Source organism: Janthinobacterium sp. SUN120 (assembly GCF_030397735.1).
Lineage (GTDB): Bacteria > Pseudomonadota > Gammaproteobacteria > Burkholderiales > Burkholderiaceae_D > Janthinobacterium > Janthinobacterium kumbetense.
In genome coordinates this window covers 1,807,560-1,827,202 of the sequence record NZ_JAPUBW010000001.1, presented here as the reverse complement: position 1 = coordinate 1,827,202, position 19,643 = coordinate 1,807,560, and the positions used below count along the sequence as shown (strand labels likewise).

Genomic DNA, 19,643 nt, shown 5'->3' with positions numbered 1-19,643 from the left:
TGCGCAGCGGGAGGCTGCCTACCAGGGCAGGGCTGGATAGGCCAGCTTGCCCGTCGCGTGTTCCTTCGGCCAGACGATCACCACTTTCTTGTCCTGGTGCTGCGCCATGCGGTGCACGAAGTTCTGGTTGTCGCCGTTGGCGGCGAACTGCACCCGGCCGATCAGGGTTTCGCGGTCCGTCTTGCGCATTTCCTCGGCCACGCCGCCTTTCTTGATGGTGCCCTTGTCGGCCGCGCGCGCGATCGCTTCGAACAGCAGCATCGACTGCACATAGCCGAACTGGCCCAGGTAGTCCGGCTCCTTCTTGTACAGCTGCTTGTAGGCGTCGCTGAAGGCCTTGCCGTCGGCCGTCTTGAATTCGGTAGGGAAGGGCAGCAGGGCCGTGCCGAAGACGTTCGGCATCAGGTCGGGGAAGTCGGCCGCCATTTTTGGCGTGGCCAGCGACCACACGCCCACCATGGCCTTGATCTTCGGCTTCAGGACGCGGGCGGCGCGGATGATGCCCACGTAGTCGTTTTCATAGCCGACCATGGCCACCACTTCCGATTTGTCCTGCAGCTTGATCTTGTTGATGATGGGCTTGAAGTCCGTAATCGCCGGGTCGAACGAGTGCGTCGTCACTTTCACGCCCTTGGCTGCCAGGGCTTTTTCCACATCCTTCGCCAGGCCCGTGGTGGCATCCTTGGTCGAGTACACGATGGAGACGGACTTGGCGCCCACGTCTTGCAGCAGTCCCAGCATGGCTTTTTCGTAGCCGGCCGTGTTATTGATGCGGAAAAAATTCTTGCGCCCGCTGGACACCAGGCTGTCGTCCACGCCGCCCGAGGTGATGTAGACGAGGCCCAGTTTGTTCGCCGTGTCCGAGGCGGGCGAGATATTGTTCGAGCCATAGCCGCCCGTGATGGCCACCACGCCCTGGCTGGCCAGCTTTTCCACGGCGGCGATGGCCTTGGCGGGCGCCGATTCGTCGTCGACGGTGATGATCTTGATGGTGTGCTTGCCGTTGGTCTTGTTGAAGACCTCGGCTGCGACCATGATGCCTTCCTGCATGCCGGCGCCGACGCGCGCCAGGTTGCCCGTCAGCGGGATTTCCGCGCCGACCAGGAATTCGTCGGCGCTGGCCTGCGTCATCCAGGCGCTGGCAACCAGTGCTGCCATGGCGATGCGTGTGTAGGTGCGTTTCATCGTGTCTCCTCCGGTGATGTGGCTTGGTTTTATTGTCGGTTCTGGTAATACATGGTCAACTTATCGTGCATTCTGCGCCATTTGCCGCAGCTGCCCCTTTAAAATCTTGCCCGTGGCGGCGGCCGGCAGCGCGTCCATGACGATGATGGCGGACGGGCATTTGTATGGCGACAGGGTCTGCGCCAGCCAGGCCTGCAATTGTGCCACGCTGGCGGGCTGGCGCGGGTCCAGCTCCACGTAGGCGATGACGTCCTCGTTGCCATCGGCCTCGGTGCGGCCCACCACGGCCGACTGCACCACGGACGGGTGGGCGTTCAGCGCCGTTTCCACTTCCAGCGGATACACATTGAAGCCGGAGCGGATGATCAGCTCCTTGGTGCGGCCGACGATGAAGAGGGCGCCGTCGGGATCCTGGCGCGCCATGTCGCCCGTATTGAGCCAGCCGCCATCGCGCATGGTGGCCGCCGTCATGGCCGGTTCCCGGTAATAGCCGGCCATGATGTTCGGCCCGCGTATCCACAGTTCGCCCGGCTCGCCCGGTGCCACATCAAGGCCGTCAACGCTCACCACGCGCACTTCCACGCCCGGTATCGGCGTGCCGACGGAATCGTCGCGGCGCGGCGCTTCCAGGCGCGTCTGGCTGATGGTGGGCGCGCTTTCCGTCATGCCGTAGCCATTGTGCAGCGCGGTGCCCAGCAGCTTTTCCACCTCGTGCTTGAGCGACGGCGCCAGCGGCGAGCCGCCTGCATACGCGAAGCGCAGCTTCGTCGGCAGCGGGGTATCGGCGCCGCCCAGGGTTTGCAGCAGCTTGGCGTACATGGCGGGCACGCCCTGCACGATGGTCAGCTCGTCGTCCTTCAGGGCCGAGAGCAGACCGTCGACGGAAAAGCGCGGCACCAGGTACAGGGCGGCGCCCGCATACAGGGTGCCGAGCGCCACCGAGGCCAGGCCATATACGTGCGAAATCGGCAGCACGCCGTAGGCGCGGTCGGTGCTGCTCAATCCCCGCAATGTGCTGGACACGGCGGCGATGAACAGCAGGTTGCGGTGCGTGAGCATCACGCCTTTCGACTGCCCCGTCGTGCCTGTCGTGTAGATCAGCGCGGCCACCTGTTCGTTGCCGGGGACCGTGTCTTCGACGATAGTTGTCTCGTTCAAGTCGCCGACCAGCAGCTCGCCCATGCCGTCGACCGTGGCGCTGGCCGCGCCCAGACGTGCAGCATGCGCGGCAGCTTCCGGCGAGGCGCCGGCCAGGAACAGCACGCGCCGCGCGGAACTGTGCGTGGCGATGGTATCGATTTCGCGCGCCGACAGCCGCGCGTTGACGTTGACGATCCACGCGTCGATGCTGGCGCAAGCGAAGATCAGCGCCACCTGCAGCGCGCCGTTCTCGCCCACCACCATCAGGCGGTCGCCGGCGCGCACGTCCAGCTGACGCAGCAGCCGAGCGGCATCTTCCACACTGTGCTGCAGCTGCGCATAGGTCCAGCTGCGGCCAGCTTCATGCAGCGCGGGCGCGTCCGGCGCGCGTGCCGCCCAGTGGGCGGGAATGGCCGACAGGCGCGCCGGCAAGCCGGCCAGCAGGGCGGGAATGTCCATGGCGGCCTCCTTCACTTTTGCGCTGCCTTGATCATGTTGCGTGCGATGACGATCTGCTGGATCTGCGTCGTGCCTTCATAGATGCGGAACAGGCGCACGTCGCGGTAGAAGCGTTCGGCCGCGTATTCGCTGATATAGCCGGCGCCGCCGTGGATCTGCACGGAGCGGTCGGCCACCCTGCCGCACATTTCGGAGGCGAACAGCTTGCAGCACGACGCTTCCGTCGAAATATCTTCCTTGTTGTCGCGGCGGCGCGCCGCGTCGAGCACCATGCTGCGCGCCGCGTAGATTTCGGCCTTGCTGTCGGCCAGCATGGCCTGGATCAGCTGGAATTCGGCGATGGGCTGGCCGAACTGCTGGCGTTCCATCGCATACGCCAGGGCGTCGGCCAGCATGCGTTCGGCCGCGCCCACGCAGACGGCGGCGATATGCAGCCGGCCCTTGTCGAGCACTTTCATGGCCGTCTTGAAGCCCACGCCTTCCTTGCCGCCGATGATATTCGCGGCCGGGACGCGGCAGTTCTCGAAGATGACGTCGCAAGTATGCGCGCCTTGCTGGCCCATCTTTTTATCGATCTTGCCCAGCGAGAGGCCGGGCGTGTCCTTTTCCACGATGAAGGCGGAAATGGCCGAGGCGCCCCGCTTGACAGGGTCCGTGCGGGCCATGACGGTGAAGATGCTGGCCTCGGGCGCGTTGGTGATATAGCGCTTGCTGCCGTTGAGGATATAAAAGTCGCCGTCGCGCACGGCCGTCGTGCGCAGGGACGCGGCGTCGGAACCCGATCCCGCTTCCGTCAAAGCGAACGAGCCGATGATCTCGCCGGCCGCCAGCTTAGGCAGATAGTATTGTTTTTGCGCTTCCGTGCCGTCGATAACGATGCCTTGCGAGCCGATGCCGTTGTTCGTGCCGATCAGCGAACGGAAGGCGGGCGAGGTGCGGGCGATTTCAAACGCGACCCGGACTTCCTCTTCCATGCTCAGCTCCAGGCCGCCGTAGGCTTCCGGGATGGACAGGCCGAACAGGCCCAGTTCGCGCATCTGCGCCACGATGGCGGGCGGGATGGTATCCGTTTCGGCCACCAGCGCCTCGTTCGGCACCAGCACTTCGCGCACGAAACGGGCGATGCTGTCGAGCAGAATGTTCAGGGTTTCTTCGTCGCGTATCATCGGGGTCCTCGGTACTGTAATTAAGAGGGGGCGCGCAGTCTAACCGCGGCCCAGGTTTTTTTCCACTGTCTTGACCAGGGCGACCAGGCGCGGTCCCAGGTCGGACTCGAGTTTTTCACGCGACAGCAAAAAGGCGGGGCCGCCGCAATTGAAGGCCATCACCTGTTCGCCGTCGGCACCCAGCATGGGCACGCCCACGGCATGCACGTCGTTCTGCCATTCTCCGGCCGAGATGCAAAAGCCCCGGTCCTGGTAATCCTTGAAGCCTTGTTCGATGCCGGCCTTGATGCGCGGCCAGCGTTCCGTCTCGTGCACCCTGGCGTGATCCATCAGGTAGTCGCGTTCGGCCTGCGGCAGGATGCATAGCAGGGCCTTGCCCATGGCGGTCGTCATCAGGGGGATGCGCGAACCGACGTCGAGGCGCAGGGTGACGTTGGCGCTGCTGCGGCACGTTTCCACGTACACCATGCTGAGGCGGTCGCGCGTGCCTAGCGAGACGGACGCTTGCGCATGTTCGGCCAGTTCTTCCATCAGCGGGCGCGCCATCTTGCGCACGTCCAGGTTCGACAGCATGCGGTAACCGAGGGCCAGCACGCCGGCGCCCAGCTGGTACTTGCCCAGGCTGTCCGAGTAATTCAGGTAGCCCAGTTTGGTGAGGGTATAGGTGAGGCGTGAAATCGTCGGTTTCGGGATGCCCGTGCGCTTGGCCATGTCCGCGTTCGACAGGAACACTTCGCCGGGACGGAAGCAGCGCAGCACTTCCAGCCCGCGCGCCAGCGCGTTGACGAACTGGCGGTCCTTGCCTTCCTCGTCATCGCTGAAGACGATGAGTTCCGGATCTGCTGCGGTCTGAATATTTGTCATATTTGCATTCATTTTCAGGCTCCCTGGAAATCAGTTTGCCTAGCCGAATCTGGCATGTCAATCGTTTTGTGAAACATTCGTTCGCACAGCGAAATGCTGCGGTGCATGAAAAAAGCGTGAAAAATTGACCTGCGCGCGTGCTTTTGGTCTTGTCGCTTGAGCATCGCTATATACGTCTGTATATTGCGCTGTTGGGTGACGGCCACCGCATGCGTGGCCGCTTTTTTGAGTATCGCTATATAAGACGATATATAACGAGAGTGGAAAGATCTAGACGATGTTGAAACAGGTAATGGCTGGCGCCGTGATGCTGGCGCTGGCGCAAATGGCACAGACGGCGCAGGCGCAGCAAACGGCGGGCAACGATGGCGTGGATGCGGCGGCGCCGTTCGTGCTGGGCACGGTGACGGTGATCGGCCAGCGCGAGCAGGCAGGCCAAATGGAACAACAGGTGGGCGCGCAAGTGAACCGCGCCGAGATGCGCCGCTTTAACCGCGACAATGTGGGCGATGCATTGAATCTGCTGTCCGGCGTGTCGCTGTCGACCAATTCGCGCAATGAAAAAACCGTCGCCATCCGCGGCTTCGATGCGCGCCAGGTGCCGCTGTACATCGACGGCATTCCCGTCTACGTGCCGTACGACGGCTATGTCGATTTCAACCGCTTCACCACCAACGACCTGGCCGCCATTCAGGTGGCCAAGGGCTACAGTTCCGTGGCGTATGGCGCCAATACCCTGGGCGGCGCCATCAACCTGGTGTCGCGCAAGCCGTCCGCGCGGATGGAAGGCGATACGTCCATCGGTTTCGGCTCGGGCAGCGAGCGCCGGGTGTCGGCCAACGTGGGCACCAACCAGGGCCTGTGGTATCTGCAGGCGGGCGTGTCGTATATCGACAGCGACGGTTTTCCCATGTCGTCGGACTTCCGCCCCACGGCCACGGAAGACGGCGGCACGCGCAACAATTCCTATCGCAAGGATCATAAACTGTCGTTCAAGGTGGGCTACACGCCCGATGGCGCGCAGGCAGGCGACGAGTATGCACTGAGCTACTATAAGCAGCATGGCGAAAAGGGCCAGCCGCCATCGACCAATCCCGTGGGCGCGCGCTACTGGCAATGGCCGTACTGGAACAAGGAAAGCGTGTACTTCGTCTCGCAGACGCGCCTGGGCGACGCCGAGCGCCTGAAACTGCGCCTGTACCACGACAGCTACGACAATGAAATCACCTCCTACACGAACGGCAGCTACGCGACCCTGAAAACCAGCGGCCAGGGCAGCGTCAGCGGCGGGCGCAGCATCTATAACGACCGTACGAATGGCGGCGCGGTGGAACTCGAATCGTTCCGCCTGGCCGCGCACAGCCTGCGTTTTGTGGCCAGCTACAAGGCCGACGAACACCAGGAACTCGATGCAAAAGGCGTGCGCACCACCTGGTACAAGGATGCCTTGTGGACCCTGGGCGCGGAAGACAGCATCGCCCTCGATGCGGCGACGGAACTGTCGCTGGGCGTCTCGCGCAATGAACTGCGCCCGGACACTGTCTACAGCGCCGGCAATGCCTACACCTTGCCAGCCAATCAATCGGCCACGGACCTGCAGGCGGGACTGTTCCGCAAGGTCGGTCTTGATGCGCGCGTGTACGCCACCGTGGCGCGCAAGTCGCGCCTGCCGACCCTGAAGGACCGCTACTCGCAGCGCCTGGGCACGTATATCGAAAACCCGGCCCTGCGCGCGGAAGAGGCGATGAATTATGAGCTGGGGTATCAAGGAAACGTGCAGGGCGCCAAGGTGGAAGCGGCGCTGTTCTACAGCGACGTGAAGGACAAGATCCAGAGCGTGGCGAATGTCTCGGGCGTGCGCTCGCAGATGCGCAACGCGGGCAGGGCGCACATCAGCGGCTTGGAACTTGGCTTGCGCGGCAACGCTGGTGCCTGGCTGGATTTCGGCGGCAATTACACCTACACGGACATGAAGAACGTCAGCGACCGCGCCACGCGTCTGACGGACGTACCGCGCCACAAGCTGACGGCGCACGCTGTGCTGCACGCGGCGCGCCAGGTGGACTTGGTGGCCATCGCGGAAACGAACAGCGGGCGCTGGGTCTCGAACACCCTGGAACTCGGCGGCTTTACGACCGTGAACCTGAAGGCTGTGTACCGTCCCTTGCCGGCCTTGACCCTGGAAGCGGGCGTGGCGAACCTGGGCGACCGCAATTACGCGCTGGCCGACGGTTTTCCCAGCGCTGGACGCACCTGGCTGGCCAATGCGCAGTACCAATTCTGATTTTTTGAATGTTTCATGAAAGGACACAGCATGTTGAAGACAATACTGACAAGCCTCGTTTCGGCGGCACTGCTGGCCGCGGTGCCCGCATGGGCAGACCCGGCGCCGGCGCGCGACAACATGAGCCACGCGCTGACCGTGACGGGCGTGGTGGAAACGCCCTTGACCCTGAAGGTGGTCGACCTGCGCCAGCTGCCGCCGGCCAACGGTGGGAAAATCGCCGTCACGCGCCATAACGGAGACAAGGCCGAAACCATCACCAGCTACAAGGGCGTGCTCCTGCGCGATATCCTCGACAAGGCGGTGCTCGATGCGCCGGGCCACAACGACGTCAAGAAGCTCGCCATCATCGCCACGGCAACCGATGGTTATGCGGTGGTGTTTTCCTGGGGCGAGCTGTATAACTCGCCGGCCGGCGAGGGCGTGATCGTCTACTACGAAAAAAACGGCAAGACGCTCGACGACAACGATGGCGAAATCGCCCTCATTTCGGCAAAAGACATCCGCACGGGACCGCGCCACGTGAAGTGGCTGAACGGCATCGAGGTGCGCAAGCTGGTGGAGTGACGATAAGCTGATGGAAAAAACGCGCCGTGGAGCCATCCCCGGCGCGTTTTTTTATGCCGCCAGCGCTTGCCGCATGGCCTGGCCCGCCACGTCGAACAGGCCGCGCGCCGCTGGCGTCAAGCCCAGCATGTGGATCGACGCATGGATCATGCCGTCGAGCTGCACGCATTGCGCCGCCACGCCGTCGTCGCGCAAATACCGCGCATAGGCCTCGCCTTCGTCATGCAGCGGGTCGTATTCACACACCAGCACGGTCGCCGGCGGCAAGTCCTTCAGCGACGTTGCCCGCAGGGGCGCCGCATAGGGCTGCGCGCCGTCAGCCGGCTCGTTCAGGTAGGCCGACCAGCAAAAGCGCATGGCTTCCCGCGTCAGCGAATGGCCTTCCGCATAGCGCTGGTAGGACGGCGTGTCGAAGGCGAAATCGAGCGCCGGGTACAGTAGCAACTGGTGCGCCAGCGCGGGACCGGCCTGGTCGCGCGCCATCAGGGCCGCGGCCGCCGCCAGGTTGCCGCCCGCGCTGTCGCCGCCCACGGCCAGCCGCTTCGCATCGATGCCGAGCGCCTCGGCATGGTCCGCCACCCAGCAGACTGCCCGGTAAAAGTCGTTCAGCGGCACGGGGAACTTGTGCTCGGGCGCCAGCCGGTAGTCGACGGAAAAGATCACGCAGCCGGTGGCGTTGGCCAGTGCGCGGCACGGATTATCGTACAGGTCCAGCGAGCACAGGCACCAGCCGCCCCCATGCGCAAAGACGATGGCCGGCAGGGGCTTGCTTGTGTCCGCGCCGGCGGGCACGTAGGCGCGCACGGTCAGCGCGTGCTCGCCAGGCAGCACGTAGTCCTTGATCGAGGCGACGTCTTCCAGCGGCCCGTGCAGCTGGCGCAGCCCCGTTTCCGTGGCGGCCCGCAAGTCCGCCAGCGAGGCGGGCGGCGGCGCATTCCTTGTCTGTTCCAGCCAGGCGGCGATCAGCGGATCGAGGCTCATGCGGCTTCTCCCGCCAGGAACGGCAACAGGTGGGCGATGAACGCTTCCGGCTGTTCTTCCATGATGAAGTGGCCGCATTCGGCGACGATGGCGCCTTTCAAGATGTCCGCCTTGCCCTGCATGGTCAGCAATGGCGCGTCGTTCGTCGCATGGTCGGCGCCGATGGCCAGCACGGGCATGGCCAGGCTCTTTTTCGCCCGCTCCAGGTTTTGCCGGATGGTTTCCGGAATGGCGCGGTAGTAGGCGAAGCCCGCGCGCAGGGCGCCCGGTGTGGCGTAGGCGTCCGCATATACGTCGACGGCCACCTTGTCGCGGCGGTACGACCAGCGGTCCAGGATGAAGCGGATGTATTCGCGCTCCTTGCCGGCCGTGAGCATCTCGGGCAAGTCCAGCACCTGGTTGAACATGAAGTGCCACAGGAAGATGTTGTCGGACGGCGCGACAAAAATCGGCGGCGCGGGTGCCAGGCCGGGAATGACGGCTTCCGTCAGCGCCAGTTTCGTCACGGCCTGCGGGAAGTCGCTGGCCAGCGCATAGCCGACCCACATGCCGATGTCGTGGCCGACGACATCGTACTGCGCATGGCCCAGGGCCAGCATGGCGCGGTGCAGGGTGGCGGCAACGGCGCCCGTGTCGTAGCCGCCGGCCGGACGTTCCGAGTGGCCGCTGCCGGGCGGATCGATGGCGATCGCCTGGTAGCCCTGGGCGGCCAGGGCCGCCATCACGTAACGCCAGGCGTACCAGGTTTGCGGCCAGCCGGGGATCAGCAGCACGGGTTTGCCTTCGCCGGCGATGACGCAATGCAGGCGCTGGCCGTCGATGCGCACATAGTCGTGGGTGTAGCTGTCTTCATTCTGATGCATGGCAAGTCCTTGTATTGATTCAGTTAATTAGTTGATTAGTTGTGCGTGATGCCGAGCAGGGTATTGATCTGCTGCGCGCTGACGGGGGCGCCGGCGAAGTCGTCGAAGATCTTGTCGGTTACGGGAATGATGTGGGCGTTGATGAACGCCACGCCTTCGCGCGCGCCCACTTCCTGGTCCTTCAGGCAGCATTCCCATTCCAGCGTGGCCCAGCCCGCGTAGTCGTTTTGCGCCATCTTCGAGAAGATCGCCTTGAAATCGACCTGGCCGTCGCCCAGCGAGCGGAAACGTCCGGCGCGGTTTTCCCACGACTGGTAGCCGCCGTAGATGCCTTGTCGTCCCGTCGGATTGAATTCCGCATCCTTCACATGGAACATGCGGATATGGTCCTTGTAGATGTCGATGAATTCCAGGTAGTTCAATTGCTGCAGCACGAAGTGGCTCGGATCGAACAGCATCTTGCAGCGCGGGTGGCGGCCCACGCGCTCGTAGAACATCTCGAAGCTGATGCCGTCATGCAGGTCTTCGCTCGGGTGGATTTCGTAGCACAGGTTGATGCCTTGTTCTTCGCACACGTCGAGGATGGGCAGCCAGCGGCGCGCCAGTTCGTCGAAGGCCGCCTCGATCAGGCCGGGCGGGCGCTGCGGGAACGGGAACAGGTAGGGCCAGGCGAACGAGCCGGAGAACGTGCCCATGTCGGTCAGGCCCAGGCGCTTCGAGGCCATGGCCGCCAGTTTCACTTGCTCGATGGCCCACTCGGTGCGCGCCGCCGGCTGGCCGTGCAGGTGTGCCGGCGCAAAGCTGTCGCACAGCGCGTCGTAGGCCGGGTGCACGGCGACCAGCTGGCCGAGGATGTGCGTCGTCAGTTCGCTGATGACGAGGCCATGGCTGGCCAGCATGGCGACGAGGTCGTCGCAGTATTGCTGGCTGTGGGCTGCTTGCGCCACGTCGAACAGGCGTGCATCCCAGGCGGGGATCTGCAGGGCCTTGAAGCCCATGCCGGCCGCCCACTCGGCGATGGCGGGCAGGGTGTTGAAGGGCGCCGTATCGGCGGCGAATTGTGCCAGGTGCAGGCTTGGTCCTTGGATGGTTTTCATATCGGCTCCTATTGTTTGTCGATCGACAAAGAATAGGCGAAATTTTCTGCACGGTCAAGGCCGTGATGCAAAATAAATGCGGAATCGGTATGGCTTGCAAGCGTTATACTGGCCGCCAGTTTGCAAGCAGAGGATGAAAATGGCAGGAAGACCGAGGGAATTTGACCGCGCGCTGGCGCTGGCAAAAGCGCGCGACGCGTTCTGGACGCGCGGCTATGAAGGCGTATCGATGGCCGACCTGGTGGCGGCGCTGGGCATTGCCTCGGCGCGCATCTATGCGGCGTTCGGCTCGAAGGAGCAGCTGTTCCGCGAAGCCGTGGAACTGTATGAAACGGGCGAGGGCGCATTTGCCGTGCATGCGCTGGCGGCCAGCCTGAATGTGCGCGACGCCGTGGCGCGCATGCTGGAAGAAGCCGTGCTGCTATATACGCGCAGCGGGCAGCCGCAAGGCTGCATGGTGGTCACGGCCGCCACGAATACGAGCGCGGACAACGCGGGCATCGCCGACTGGCTGGCGCAGCACCGCCGCGCGCGCACGCAGGCTGTCATCGAGCGCCTGCGCGCGGCGCAGCTGGCGGGAGAATTGAAAGAGGAGGCGGACGTGCAGGCGCTGGGCGACTATTATGCGGCGCTGCTGCATGGCCTGTCGGTGCAGGCGCGCGACGGCATTCCCGCCGAACGGCTGCTGGCGCTGATCACGCCGGCGATGGCGCCCTTGGCGCTGGAAATGAAAAATTAGACTATCTTGCCGATAGTCGCCGTGGATGTCTGCTGCTTCAGGTCTTGACGTCGATCAGGCTGCCCAGGGCCTGGTCGGCCGCCTTGACGACATTCGCCGACAAATTAAAACCGGCCTTGTAGACGAGGTTATCCGTCAGTTCAGACGCCAGGCCCACGCCGTTCGGCCGGCTTTCGGCCGCCTTGGCCGCATTCGCATTGGCGCCGCTGACGCTTTCGCCGGCGGCCAGCTTGCGCCCTTCGACGGAGAGGGTGACGCCCGTGCCGGCCGGGCTGGACTCCTGGAACTCGGCTTGTCGCGGCTGGAAGCCCGGCGTATTCGCATTGGCGATGTTGTTGGCGGCCACATCCAGCGCGCGCTGGTTGGCGGTCAGCCCCGAGGTACCGGTGGTGAGGGCGGATATGGACATGGCGGCTCCTTCAGAATGCTCCTAGTTTACTCCCATGCGGGCGCTATGTGGTTGGTGCAAGGCAACATTTTTCCGCGTCGTCGATGACCGCAAAAAAAGTTACCCATCCATAATGTTTTAATATTGTCCTGCGCCCTTTCACTGCCTAGACTGGCTGGGAAATCTCGCATGGAGCCTGCCATTTCCCCCCTCGTACGCCGCCTTTGCCTGGCTTTGCTGCTCAGCTGGTCTTGTCTGACCCTGCAAGCCCAGCCTGCTTCTGCCTCACTGCCGCTCGATGCGCGCCTGAACGAGCAGGTCATCATGGTGCCGGCCGGCGACGGCTTGCGCGACGTGCTGGAAACAACCGTGTTCCGCCCCGCCGGCCCCGGCCCGTTTCCCCTGTTGCTGATGAATCACGGCAAGCAGGCCGGGCCGGCGAAACTGCAGGCGCGCGAGCGCTTCATCTATATGGCCGCTGAATTCGTGCGCCGCGGCTATGCGGTGATGCTGCCCATGCGCGCCGGGTTTGCGCGCTCCACGGGCGCCTACCGCGATTTTGGCTGCGACATGCTGGGCAACGCCCAGGGCCAGGCGCGCGACGTGCTGGCTGCGCTCGCGTATGCGCGGCGCCAGAGCTGGGTCGACCCGGAACGCATCGTCGTCGCGGGCCAGTCGTATGGCGGCATGGCGGCGCTGGCGCTGGCCACCCGGGTGCTGCCCGGCGTGCGGGGCGTGCTCAATTTTTCCGGCGGCCTGCGCGTCGACATGCCCGGCTGCGACTGGCAAGGGGCGCTGGCCAAGTCCTTCGCCACGCTGGGCGCCTACAACCACATCCCCAGCTTGTGGCTGTATGGCGCGAATGACTCGTATTTTTCGCCGGCGCTGGTGCGGCGGCTGTTCAATTCCTTTACCGGTTCGGGCGGCCGGGCGCAATTGCTCGCCTATGGCCCGTTCAAGCGCGACGCGCACCTGACCCTGGGCAGCCGCGACGGCGTGGCCGTGTGGTTGCCCGCCACCGAGCGCTTCCTGCAGAAAATCGGCATGCCGGTGCGGCAGGTCTACCGCGTGGCCGATGCGCCGTCTCCGCCCGCCACGCATTTCGCGCTGCAGGACGATATCGCCGCCGTGCCCTACCTGGAAGAGCAGGGGCGCGCCGCCTACCGCGTCTTCCTGGAGAAAACCGCGCCGCGCGCCTTTGCCCTGTCGGCCAGCGGCGCCTGGGGCTGGGCCGAGGAGGGTGAAAGTCCCGATGTGCGCGCGCTGGCCTCGTGCCAGCGGCGCAGCAGCCTGCCGTGCCAGCTGTATTCGGTCGATGAAAGCGTCGTTTGGCCGCTCGCCGGCGCCAGCGCAAGCGCCGCCGGCGGCGCGCAATAGGCCGCCGCGCACGATAGTTGTCGCCGAAACGGGGGATGGGCGAATATACTAGGCGAAAAGGGAGGCGTTGCGCTTCCCGTCCGCCCTTATCATCAGCGAGAATTCACCCTTATGGCGTCATCCCCAGAAAACCTCAGCATGGCCGTGTTTTGCGACTTCGAGAACGTCGCGCTCGGCGTGCGAGATGCAAATTACGAAAAATTCGATATCAAGCCCATCCTGGAACGCTTGCTGCTCAAGGGCAGTATTGTTGTCAAGAAGGCATATTGCGACTGGGACCGTTATAAAAGTTTTAAGGGCACCATGCATGAAGCGAACTTCGAACTGATCGAAATTCCTCACGTGCGCCAGTCCGGCAAGAATTCGGCCGACATCCGCCTGGTGGTCGATGCGCTGGACCTGTGCTACACCAAGGCCCACGTCAACACCTTCGTCATCATCAGCGGCGATTCCGATTTTTCGCCGCTCGTGTCGAAACTGCGCGAAAACGCCAAGCAGGTGATCGGCGTGGGCGTCAAGCAGTCGACCTCCGACCTGCTGGTGGCCAACTGCGACGAATTCATTTTCTACGATGACCTGGTGCGCGAAAGCCGCCGCACGGCCGCCAAGCGCGACGCGCGCGACACGCCTGCCGCCAAGCGCTCGCCGGACGAGGAAGTGCGCCGCAAGGAAAAATACGAGTCGCGCAAGACGGAAGCGATCGAAATGGCTGTCGAGACCTTCGACGCGCTGGTGTCCGAACGCGGCGACAGCGGCAAGATCTGGGCCTCGATGCTGAAGGAAGCGATCAAGCGCCGCAAGCCGGACTTCAGCGAGTCCTATTACGGTTTCCGCACCTTCGGCAACCTGCTGGAAGAGGCGCAGACGCGCGGCTTGCTGGAATTTGGCCGCGATGAAAAATCGGGTGCCTATGTCTACCGCAGCAGCGGCCTGGTGGCCGTGCCGGCCGCCGCGAACGCGGATACAGCCAATGAGGTCAGCGGCGAGACCGGCGTGGCGGCGGAAGAGGGCAATCACCGCGAAGGCGGCAGCCGCCGCGATTCGCGCCGCAATGGCCGTGGCGGCCGCAAGCAGAACGAGCAACGCCGCGGCGAGTCCGCGCCACAGGCCTTCGTGCCGGTGGCCGACGCCGAAGCCGTCATCATCGAGCAGTATGCGCCGGCGCCGCAGCCGGAAGTCCAGCACGAAGTAGCCGAAGCCGCCGCCGAAGCGGTGGCCGAGGTGGTTGCAGAAGAGGGCAACGCCAAGCGCGGTTCGCGCCGCAATGGCCGCGGTGGCCGCAAGAATGGCGATGGCGCCCGCGAAGCGCGCGCCGAAGTCGTCGCCGTCGAGGTGGCGCCGGTGGTGGAAGCCGTGCCTGCGCCTGAGCCGGTAGCCGAAGTGCCGGTGGAAGCCGCCGCCGAAGCCAAGCCAAAGGCCAAGCCGCGCACGCCGGCCCGCAAGGCGGCTGCGGCGAAGAAACCGGCCAAGAAGGCGGCCGAAGCTGTGGTGGAAGCTGCGCCTGTCGTTGAAGCGGCGCCGGTGGAAGTGGCTGCCGTGGCGGAAGACAAGCCGGCCAAGGCGCCGCGCAAGACGCCGGCGCGCCGTCCCGCGCGCAAGAAGGCGGAAGCTGCCTGATAGCCTGAACGGCAACAAGCGGGGCGGCAAGCGCATGCGCCCCCGCTTTTCCGGCCCCTGCCTTGCGCAAACCGCGCACCCCGATCTCCCCAAGCGTGTACGATGAGCCTGTTTTTAACGCGGCGGGCGGTTAAGCATGTACCACGGTGAACGGTTCAACAGCATTTCCCATACGGTGGGCGCCGCGCTGGCGGCCATCGGCGGCGTCATCCTGATCGTCGCGGCGGCCCGCACGGGCGACCCCTGGAAAATCGTCAGCTGCAGCGTGTATGCGGCCATGCTGCTCACGCTCTACCTCACTTCCACCCTGTACCACAGCGTGCGCGGCAAGGCCAAGGCCGTGCTGCAGCGGCTCGACCACTGCGCCATCTACCTGCTCATCGCGGGCACATACACGCCCTTCATGCTGGTGACCCTGCGCGGGCCGTGGGGCTGGTCGCTGTTCGGCGTCGTCTGGGTCCTGGCCTTGCTGGGCATCGTGCAGGAATACGTGTACGCGAAAGGCGCGCGCATCCTGTCACTGGTGATTTACGTGGCCATGGGCTGGCTGATCGTCATCGGCATCAAGCCGCTGCTGGCGGCGCTCGAGTGGAACGGCTTCCTGTGGCTGGTGGCAGGCGGGCTGTGCTACACGGGCGGCATCGCTTTCTATGCCACCGACCACAAGCTGCGCCATGGCCACGGCATCTGGCACCTGTTCGTGCTGGGCGGCAGTAGCTGTCATTTTATCGCCATTTTGTTCTACGTTGCCTGACGTTATCCCTTGCCATCACTGTTGCCATGATTCCATTATAATGGCGCGATATGTGAAAATAGCGCAACAATGCGGCAATAATAAGGCAACAATGGATATCAATTCGGACGACCTGAAAATCTTCGTCACCGTCATCGACAGCGGCACCCTGAGCGCGGCCGCCGTGCACCTGGGACAAACCACATCGGGCGTCAGCCGCGCCCTGTCGCGCCTGGAAGACAAGCTGGCCACGTCGCTGCTGACGCGTACCACGCGCCGCATGGAGTTGACGGAAGAGGGACAGCTGTTCCTGGACAAGGCGCGCGCCATCCTCGCGTCGATGGAAGACGTGGAAGAGTCGATCCGCATCCGCCGCCAGAAGCCGGCCGGGCGGCTGTCCGTCGATGCCGCCTCGCCCTTCATGCTCCATTGCGTGGTGCCCCACGTGGCCGAGTTTCGCGCCATGTACCCGGACATCCGCCTGGAGCTGACCAGCAACGACCAGATCGCCGACCTGCTCGAACACCGCACCGATATCGCCATCCGCATCGGCGCCCTGGTCGATTCGACCCTGCATGCGCGCCCGCTCAGTGCCAGCCCGCTGCACGTGCTGGCCACGCCCGCCTACCTGGCGCGTCACGGCGAACCCGCCACGCCGGAAGCGCTGTCCGGCCATGCGCTGCTGGGTTTTGCGCAATATGAGCTGGGGAATAACTGGCCGCTGCGCCACGAAGCGGGCAACAGCCTGCAGATCGTGCCGGCGCTGGCCGCGTCCAGCGGCGAAACCCTGCGCCAGCTGGCGTTGCACGACCAGGGCATCGTCTGCCTGTCCGACTTCATGACGAAGGACGACATCGCGGCCGGCCGGCTGGTGCGGGTGCTGCAGCCGTTTTACACGGGCTACCGCCAGCAGATCCACGCCGTCTACTACCGCAACACGCAACTGGCGCAGCGCATCAGCTGCTTCCTCGAATTCCTGCAACAGAAACTGTAAGGCCCGGACATGAGCGCACATGGCATGCAATGCCCCACCTGCGACGAATATGGCGACCTGGTGCACGCCACGGTCCGCAAGACGGGCCAGCAAGTGATCGTCTGTACGGAATGCGATTTCGTGTGGCCGCATCCGGAGCAGGACATTGATCCGGCGCATGCCACGGATGTGGCTTCCCTGCTGGCGCAATCCGGCCTGGACGACGACTGGGACGAGCTCGAACTCGGGGCAAGGGTGCCGCCGTCGCCTACAGCATGACGTGCGATTCTTCCGCCCGCAGCAGGGCTTCCACCTCATGGGCGGGCAGCGGCCGGCTGAAATAATAGCCCTGCGCCTCGTCGCAGCCATGGCGGCGCAGGTAATCGAGCTGCTCCGCCGTTTCCACGCCTTCGGCCACCACGCGCAGCTTCAAATTGTGCGCCAGGGCGATGATGGATACGACGATGGCCGCGTCGTCCGCGTCGCGCGCCACGTCGCCGACGAAGCTGCGGTCGATCTTCAGCACGTCGATGGGGAAGGTGCGCAGGTAGGCGAAGCTGGAATAGCCGGTGCCGAAGTCGTCGATCGACAGCTGCACCCCCAGCGCCTTCATGTCGTGCAGCTGGCTGACGGCCAGCGCCACGTCGTGCATGAACAGGCTTTCCGTCAGTTCCAGTTCCAGGCAGGCGGGCGGCAAGCCCGTTTCCAGCAGCACGTCGGCGATCGACGCGACCAGGTTCGGCTCGTTGAACTGGCGCGCCGACAGGTTCACGGCCAGGCGCAAGGTGTCCAGTCCCGCCGCATGCCAGCGCTTCACCTGCGCGCACGCTTCGCGCATGACCCAGGCGCCGATCGGCACGATCAGGCCCGTATCCTCGGCCAGCGCGATGAAGCGCTGCGGCGCCACCATGCCCAGGTCCGGATGCTGCCAGCGCAGCAGCGCTTCCACGCCGACGATGCGCCCGCTGGCAAGGTCCACCTGCGGCTGGTAATGCAGCACGAACTGCTCGCGTTCCAGGGCGTTGCGCAGCGCCGTCTCGATGCGCAGGCGCTCCAGGGTGGCCTGGTTCATGGCCGTCGTGTAGAACTTGATATTGTTGCGGCCCTGTTTCTTGGCGCAGTACATGGCGATGTCGGCCTGCTCGATCAGGTTCTGCGTCTCGCCATTCAGGGTAACGTCGCCGGGCGCGTCGTAGCGCGACATGTCGTAGACGGCCACGCCGATGCTGCAGGTGACGAAAAATTCCTTGCCATCCAATAGCACCGGCTGCGCTACGGCATCCATCACGCGCTGCACGATGGCGCCGCTGAGCACTTCGTCGGCCTGCTCGCACAGGATGGCGACGAATTCATCGCCCGACAGGCGCGCCACCGTGTCGCTTTCGCGCAGACTGGACTGCAAGCGCGTGGCGATGGTTTTCAGCAGCAGGTCGCCCGCCTTGTGACCGAGGCTGTCGTTGACGAACTTGAACCGGTCCAGGTCGATCAACAGCACCCATAATGCGCGGTTCTTGCGGCGCGACAGGGCCATCGCTTGCGCCAGGCGGTCGCGCAGCAGGGCGCGGTTGGGCAAGCCTGTCAGCACGTCGTGGTGGGCGATGTGCTGGATTTGCTGCTCGGCCAGCTTGCGTTCCGTGATTTCGGACCCCGTGCCCCGGTAGCCGCGAAAGTCGCCCAGCTCGTTGAACAGCGGCTCGCCATTGATGCTGAACCAGCGCAGCTGGCCATCGCGGTCGTGCATCGCATATTCGAGGTTGGAAAAGGGCAGGTGGGCTTCCAGGTTGGCGATATGCTGCTTGCCCCAGCGCGAATTGCGCATTTCCGGGTTGTTGTCCCAGCGCGTCATGCCGATGAAGCGTTCCAGCGGCATGTTCGACTTGTCCGTGAAACCGCTGGTGATGTGGGTGAAGCAGAAGTTGGCGTCCTGTTCCCAGTACCAGTCCGAAGACAGGGCCAGCAGACGGCGGAAGCGCTTTTCGCTTTCCTGCAAGGCGCGCTCCGTGCGCTGGCGCGCCCGCACGTCGGCGCTGAGCAGCTCATTGCTGCGTTTCAGGTCGGCCGTGCGCTGCTCCACCAGCAATTGCACGCGGCGCGAGCGCTGCGTCAGCGATTGCACGAAGGCGGCCGTCAGTACGCTGAACAGCAAACCCGTGATCAGGGTGAACAGGGAGCCCAGATGGTCGGCCAGGAAGGGGCGCGGATGGGCCACCACGCGCACATGCCAGGGCCGGCCGGCGGAAACGAAGGCCCGGTCGTAATGGCTGTGGTAGGCAAAGTGCAGCCAGCGGGGCAGCGACTCCCAGGCACCGCCAGGTTCGTCGGCAGGCGCCTGGCCATGCCGGAAGATCAATTGGTGCGGGTCGGCGCCGGCGTCCGCGTAGACGCTGAGTTCAAGCTGCGAGTCGCCCAGCAGGTCGGCGCCGGCGAGGATTTTCTGCACCAGTTCTCCGGCGCGCACGATGACGGCCGTATCGCCGATCAGCGCCGCGCGCCGCTGCTGTATCGTTTGCAGGGGCACGCCGTGGCGGTACACGGGGCGCACGATGACGAAGCCCCGTTGCGGCCCTTGCGCCAGGGCCAGCAGGCCGGTGGCGGTGGTCTGGCCGCTGACGATCGCCTGTTCCAGCGCGCGCGCCAGCACGCCGCTCGGGCTGACGTTCAGGCCGAAGGCGGGGCGGTTGCCCTGCAGGGGTTCGAGGTAGTCGACCACCAGGTAGCTGGCGCGCGTCGTCGCCGGCACGACGACGCCGGCGCGCATTTCCGTCATGGCGTAGTCGGGCACGATGCGGCGCAACTCCGTCTCGAAGGCGGCGCGCTGCGCATGCGGCACGATGCGGTGGAAATTGAAGGCCTGGATGAACGGGTGGCGCTGCAGCAGCGGCGTGGTGAAGTCGTGGAACTGTTCCCGGGTGACGGGCACGACGGCGGCAAACAGCTGGTTCGTTGTCGTCAGCACCTCGACCGCGTCGTCGAGTCCCTGCTCGATGGCGGCCACCCTGGCGCCGGCGCGCTGCTGCAGGCTCAGGCCCATCTTGTCGTATTCGAGCTGGCTGATGGCGGCAAACAGCACGGCCGTCACGCTGACGCCGCAGGCAAAGGTCAGCGCGGCCGCGGCGGAAATCGACAATGGCAGGCGGCCACGCAGCATGGTTTTTCCTATCTCACTTCATGGACACTTGGGTTCGGCGGCGCCTGCCGGCCCCACGCAGG

General features: G+C 64.6%; 17 protein-coding genes. 8 read left to right on the top strand and 9 right to left on the bottom strand.

What is annotated here, in order from left to right:
* Window positions 1–18: 18 nt before the first annotated feature.
* Genes O0879_RS07975 through O0879_RS07960 form a run of 4 tightly spaced genes read right to left on the bottom strand, consistent with a single transcriptional unit; the run spans window position 19 to window position 4,814 of the window.
* Entirely contained in the window at window positions 19–1,185 is a 1,167-nt protein-coding gene (locus tag O0879_RS07975) for an ABC transporter substrate-binding protein (RefSeq protein ID WP_099664533.1), read from the bottom strand.
* 60 nt (window positions 1,186–1,245) lie between these two features.
* Entirely contained in the window at window positions 1,246–2,784 is a 1,539-nt protein-coding gene (locus O0879_RS07970; RefSeq protein ID WP_289915795.1) for an AMP-binding protein, read from the bottom strand.
* Between the two features lie 11 nt (window positions 2,785–2,795).
* On the bottom strand, window positions 2,796–3,950 hold the full coding sequence (locus O0879_RS07965) for an acyl-CoA dehydrogenase family protein (protein WP_034782861.1): 1,155 nt from the start codon (window positions 3,948–3,950) through the stop codon (window positions 2,796–2,798).
* A gap of 39 nt (window positions 3,951–3,989) precedes the next feature.
* On the bottom strand, window positions 3,990–4,814 hold the full coding sequence (locus O0879_RS07960) for an IclR family transcriptional regulator (RefSeq protein ID WP_099664531.1): 825 nt from the start codon (window positions 4,812–4,814) through the stop codon (window positions 3,990–3,992).
* A gap of 277 nt (window positions 4,815–5,091) precedes the next feature.
* Here O0879_RS07960 and O0879_RS07955 point away from each other — a divergent pair, with 277 nt between their 5' ends.
* Entirely contained in the window at window positions 5,092–7,098 is a 2,007-nt protein-coding gene (locus O0879_RS07955) for a TonB-dependent receptor (RefSeq protein ID WP_289915789.1), read from the top strand.
* 30 nt (window positions 7,099–7,128) lie between these two features.
* Entirely contained in the window at window positions 7,129–7,665 is a 537-nt protein-coding gene (locus O0879_RS07950) for a molybdopterin-dependent oxidoreductase (RefSeq protein ID WP_289915788.1), read from the top strand.
* Window positions 7,666–7,716: 51 nt separating this feature from the next.
* On the opposite strand, the gene O0879_RS07945 is transcribed toward O0879_RS07950, so the two are convergent.
* Genes O0879_RS07945 through O0879_RS07935 form a run of 3 tightly spaced genes read right to left on the bottom strand, consistent with a single transcriptional unit; the run spans window position 7,717 to window position 10,606 of the window.
* On the bottom strand, window positions 7,717–8,646 hold the full coding sequence (locus O0879_RS07945) for an alpha/beta hydrolase (protein ID WP_289915786.1): 930 nt from the start codon (window positions 8,644–8,646) through the stop codon (window positions 7,717–7,719).
* Window positions 8,643–9,509, bottom strand: coding sequence for an alpha/beta hydrolase (locus tag O0879_RS07940; protein ID WP_289905513.1), 867 nt, complete (start codon window positions 9,507–9,509; stop codon window positions 8,643–8,645). The genes O0879_RS07945 and O0879_RS07940 overlap by 4 nt, the downstream gene beginning before the upstream one ends.
* A gap of 35 nt (window positions 9,510–9,544) precedes the next feature.
* The gene (locus O0879_RS07935; RefSeq protein ID WP_099664526.1) at window positions 9,545–10,606 is read right to left on the bottom strand and encodes a sugar phosphate isomerase/epimerase; all 1,062 of its coding nucleotides are present in this window, start codon (window positions 10,604–10,606) and stop codon (window positions 9,545–9,547) included.
* A 139-nt stretch (window positions 10,607–10,745) separates the two neighbouring features.
* Between O0879_RS07935 and O0879_RS07930 the strand changes: the two genes are divergently transcribed.
* Window positions 10,746–11,345, top strand: a complete 600-nt coding sequence (locus O0879_RS07930; protein WP_289911585.1) for a TetR/AcrR family transcriptional regulator — start codon at window positions 10,746–10,748, stop codon at window positions 11,343–11,345.
* 37 nt (window positions 11,346–11,382) lie between these two features.
* On the opposite strand, the gene O0879_RS07925 is transcribed toward O0879_RS07930, so the two are convergent.
* Window positions 11,383–11,754 (bottom strand): flagellar basal body protein, encoded by a 372-nt coding sequence (locus O0879_RS07925; RefSeq protein ID WP_289915785.1) that lies wholly within the window; start codon window positions 11,752–11,754, stop codon window positions 11,383–11,385.
* A 168-nt stretch (window positions 11,755–11,922) separates the two neighbouring features.
* Between O0879_RS07925 and O0879_RS07920 the strand changes: the two genes are divergently transcribed.
* From O0879_RS07920 to O0879_RS07900, 5 genes are all read left to right on the top strand, one after another.
* Window positions 11,923–13,110, top strand: a complete 1,188-nt coding sequence (locus O0879_RS07920; RefSeq protein ID WP_289915783.1) for a CocE/NonD family hydrolase — start codon at window positions 11,923–11,925, stop codon at window positions 13,108–13,110.
* A 111-nt stretch (window positions 13,111–13,221) separates the two neighbouring features.
* On the top strand, window positions 13,222–14,727 hold the full coding sequence (locus O0879_RS07915) for an NYN domain-containing protein (RefSeq protein ID WP_289915781.1): 1,506 nt from the start codon (window positions 13,222–13,224) through the stop codon (window positions 14,725–14,727).
* 136 nt (window positions 14,728–14,863) lie between these two features.
* Entirely contained in the window at window positions 14,864–15,481 is a 618-nt protein-coding gene (locus tag O0879_RS07910; protein WP_289915778.1) for a hemolysin III family protein, read from the top strand.
* A 91-nt stretch (window positions 15,482–15,572) separates the two neighbouring features.
* Window positions 15,573–16,454, top strand: a complete 882-nt coding sequence (locus tag O0879_RS07905) for a LysR family transcriptional regulator (protein WP_099664521.1) — start codon at window positions 15,573–15,575, stop codon at window positions 16,452–16,454.
* 9 nt (window positions 16,455–16,463) lie between these two features.
* Window positions 16,464–16,712: a hypothetical protein gene (locus O0879_RS07900; RefSeq protein ID WP_099664520.1), complete on the top strand. Its 249-nt coding sequence runs from the start codon at window positions 16,464–16,466 to the stop codon at window positions 16,710–16,712.
* Here the strand turns inward: O0879_RS07900 and O0879_RS07895 are convergent.
* A complete protein-coding gene (locus O0879_RS07895) occupies window positions 16,702–19,581 on the bottom strand; it encodes an EAL domain-containing protein (protein ID WP_289915776.1) in 2,880 nt (959 codons plus the stop codon). The two genes, O0879_RS07900 and O0879_RS07895, sit on opposite strands and share 11 nt — an antisense overlap.
* Window positions 19,582–19,643: the final 62 nt, after the last annotated feature.

Excerpts from the sequence above, each read along its gene's own strand:
- O0879_RS07975 (WP_099664533.1), bottom strand. The coding sequence starts at position 1,185 with ATGAAACGCACCTACACACGCATCGCCATGGCAGCACTGGTTGCCAGC.
- O0879_RS07970 (WP_289915795.1), bottom strand. The coding sequence starts at position 2,784 with ATGGACATTCCCGCCCTGCTGGCCGGCTTGCCGGCGCGCCTGTCGGCC.
- O0879_RS07965 (WP_034782861.1), bottom strand. The coding sequence starts at position 3,950 with ATGATACGCGACGAAGAAACCCTGAACATTCTGCTCGACAGCATCGCC.
- O0879_RS07960 (WP_099664531.1), bottom strand. The coding sequence starts at position 4,814 with ATGACAAATATTCAGACCGCAGCAGATCCGGAACTCATCGTCTTCAGC.
- O0879_RS07955 (WP_289915789.1), top strand. The coding sequence starts at position 5,092 with ATGTTGAAACAGGTAATGGCTGGCGCCGTGATGCTGGCGCTGGCGCAA.
- O0879_RS07950 (WP_289915788.1), top strand. The coding sequence starts at position 7,129 with ATGTTGAAGACAATACTGACAAGCCTCGTTTCGGCGGCACTGCTGGCC.
- O0879_RS07945 (WP_289915786.1), bottom strand. The coding sequence starts at position 8,646 with ATGAGCCTCGATCCGCTGATCGCCGCCTGGCTGGAACAGACAAGGAAT.
- O0879_RS07940 (WP_289905513.1), bottom strand. The coding sequence starts at position 9,509 with ATGCATCAGAATGAAGACAGCTACACCCACGACTATGTGCGCATCGAC.
- O0879_RS07935 (WP_099664526.1), bottom strand. The coding sequence starts at position 10,606 with ATGAAAACCATCCAAGGACCAAGCCTGCACCTGGCACAATTCGCCGCC.
- O0879_RS07930 (WP_289911585.1), top strand. The coding sequence starts at position 10,746 with ATGGCAGGAAGACCGAGGGAATTTGACCGCGCGCTGGCGCTGGCAAAA.
- O0879_RS07925 (WP_289915785.1), bottom strand. The coding sequence starts at position 11,754 with ATGTCCATATCCGCCCTCACCACCGGTACCTCGGGGCTGACCGCCAAC.
- O0879_RS07920 (WP_289915783.1), top strand. The coding sequence starts at position 11,923 with ATGGAGCCTGCCATTTCCCCCCTCGTACGCCGCCTTTGCCTGGCTTTG.
- O0879_RS07915 (WP_289915781.1), top strand. The coding sequence starts at position 13,222 with ATGGCGTCATCCCCAGAAAACCTCAGCATGGCCGTGTTTTGCGACTTC.
- O0879_RS07910 (WP_289915778.1), top strand. The coding sequence starts at position 14,864 with ATGTACCACGGTGAACGGTTCAACAGCATTTCCCATACGGTGGGCGCC.
- O0879_RS07905 (WP_099664521.1), top strand. The coding sequence starts at position 15,573 with ATGGATATCAATTCGGACGACCTGAAAATCTTCGTCACCGTCATCGAC.
- O0879_RS07900 (WP_099664520.1), top strand. The coding sequence starts at position 16,464 with ATGAGCGCACATGGCATGCAATGCCCCACCTGCGACGAATATGGCGAC.
- O0879_RS07895 (WP_289915776.1), bottom strand. The coding sequence starts at position 19,581 with ATGCTGCGTGGCCGCCTGCCATTGTCGATTTCCGCCGCGGCCGCGCTG.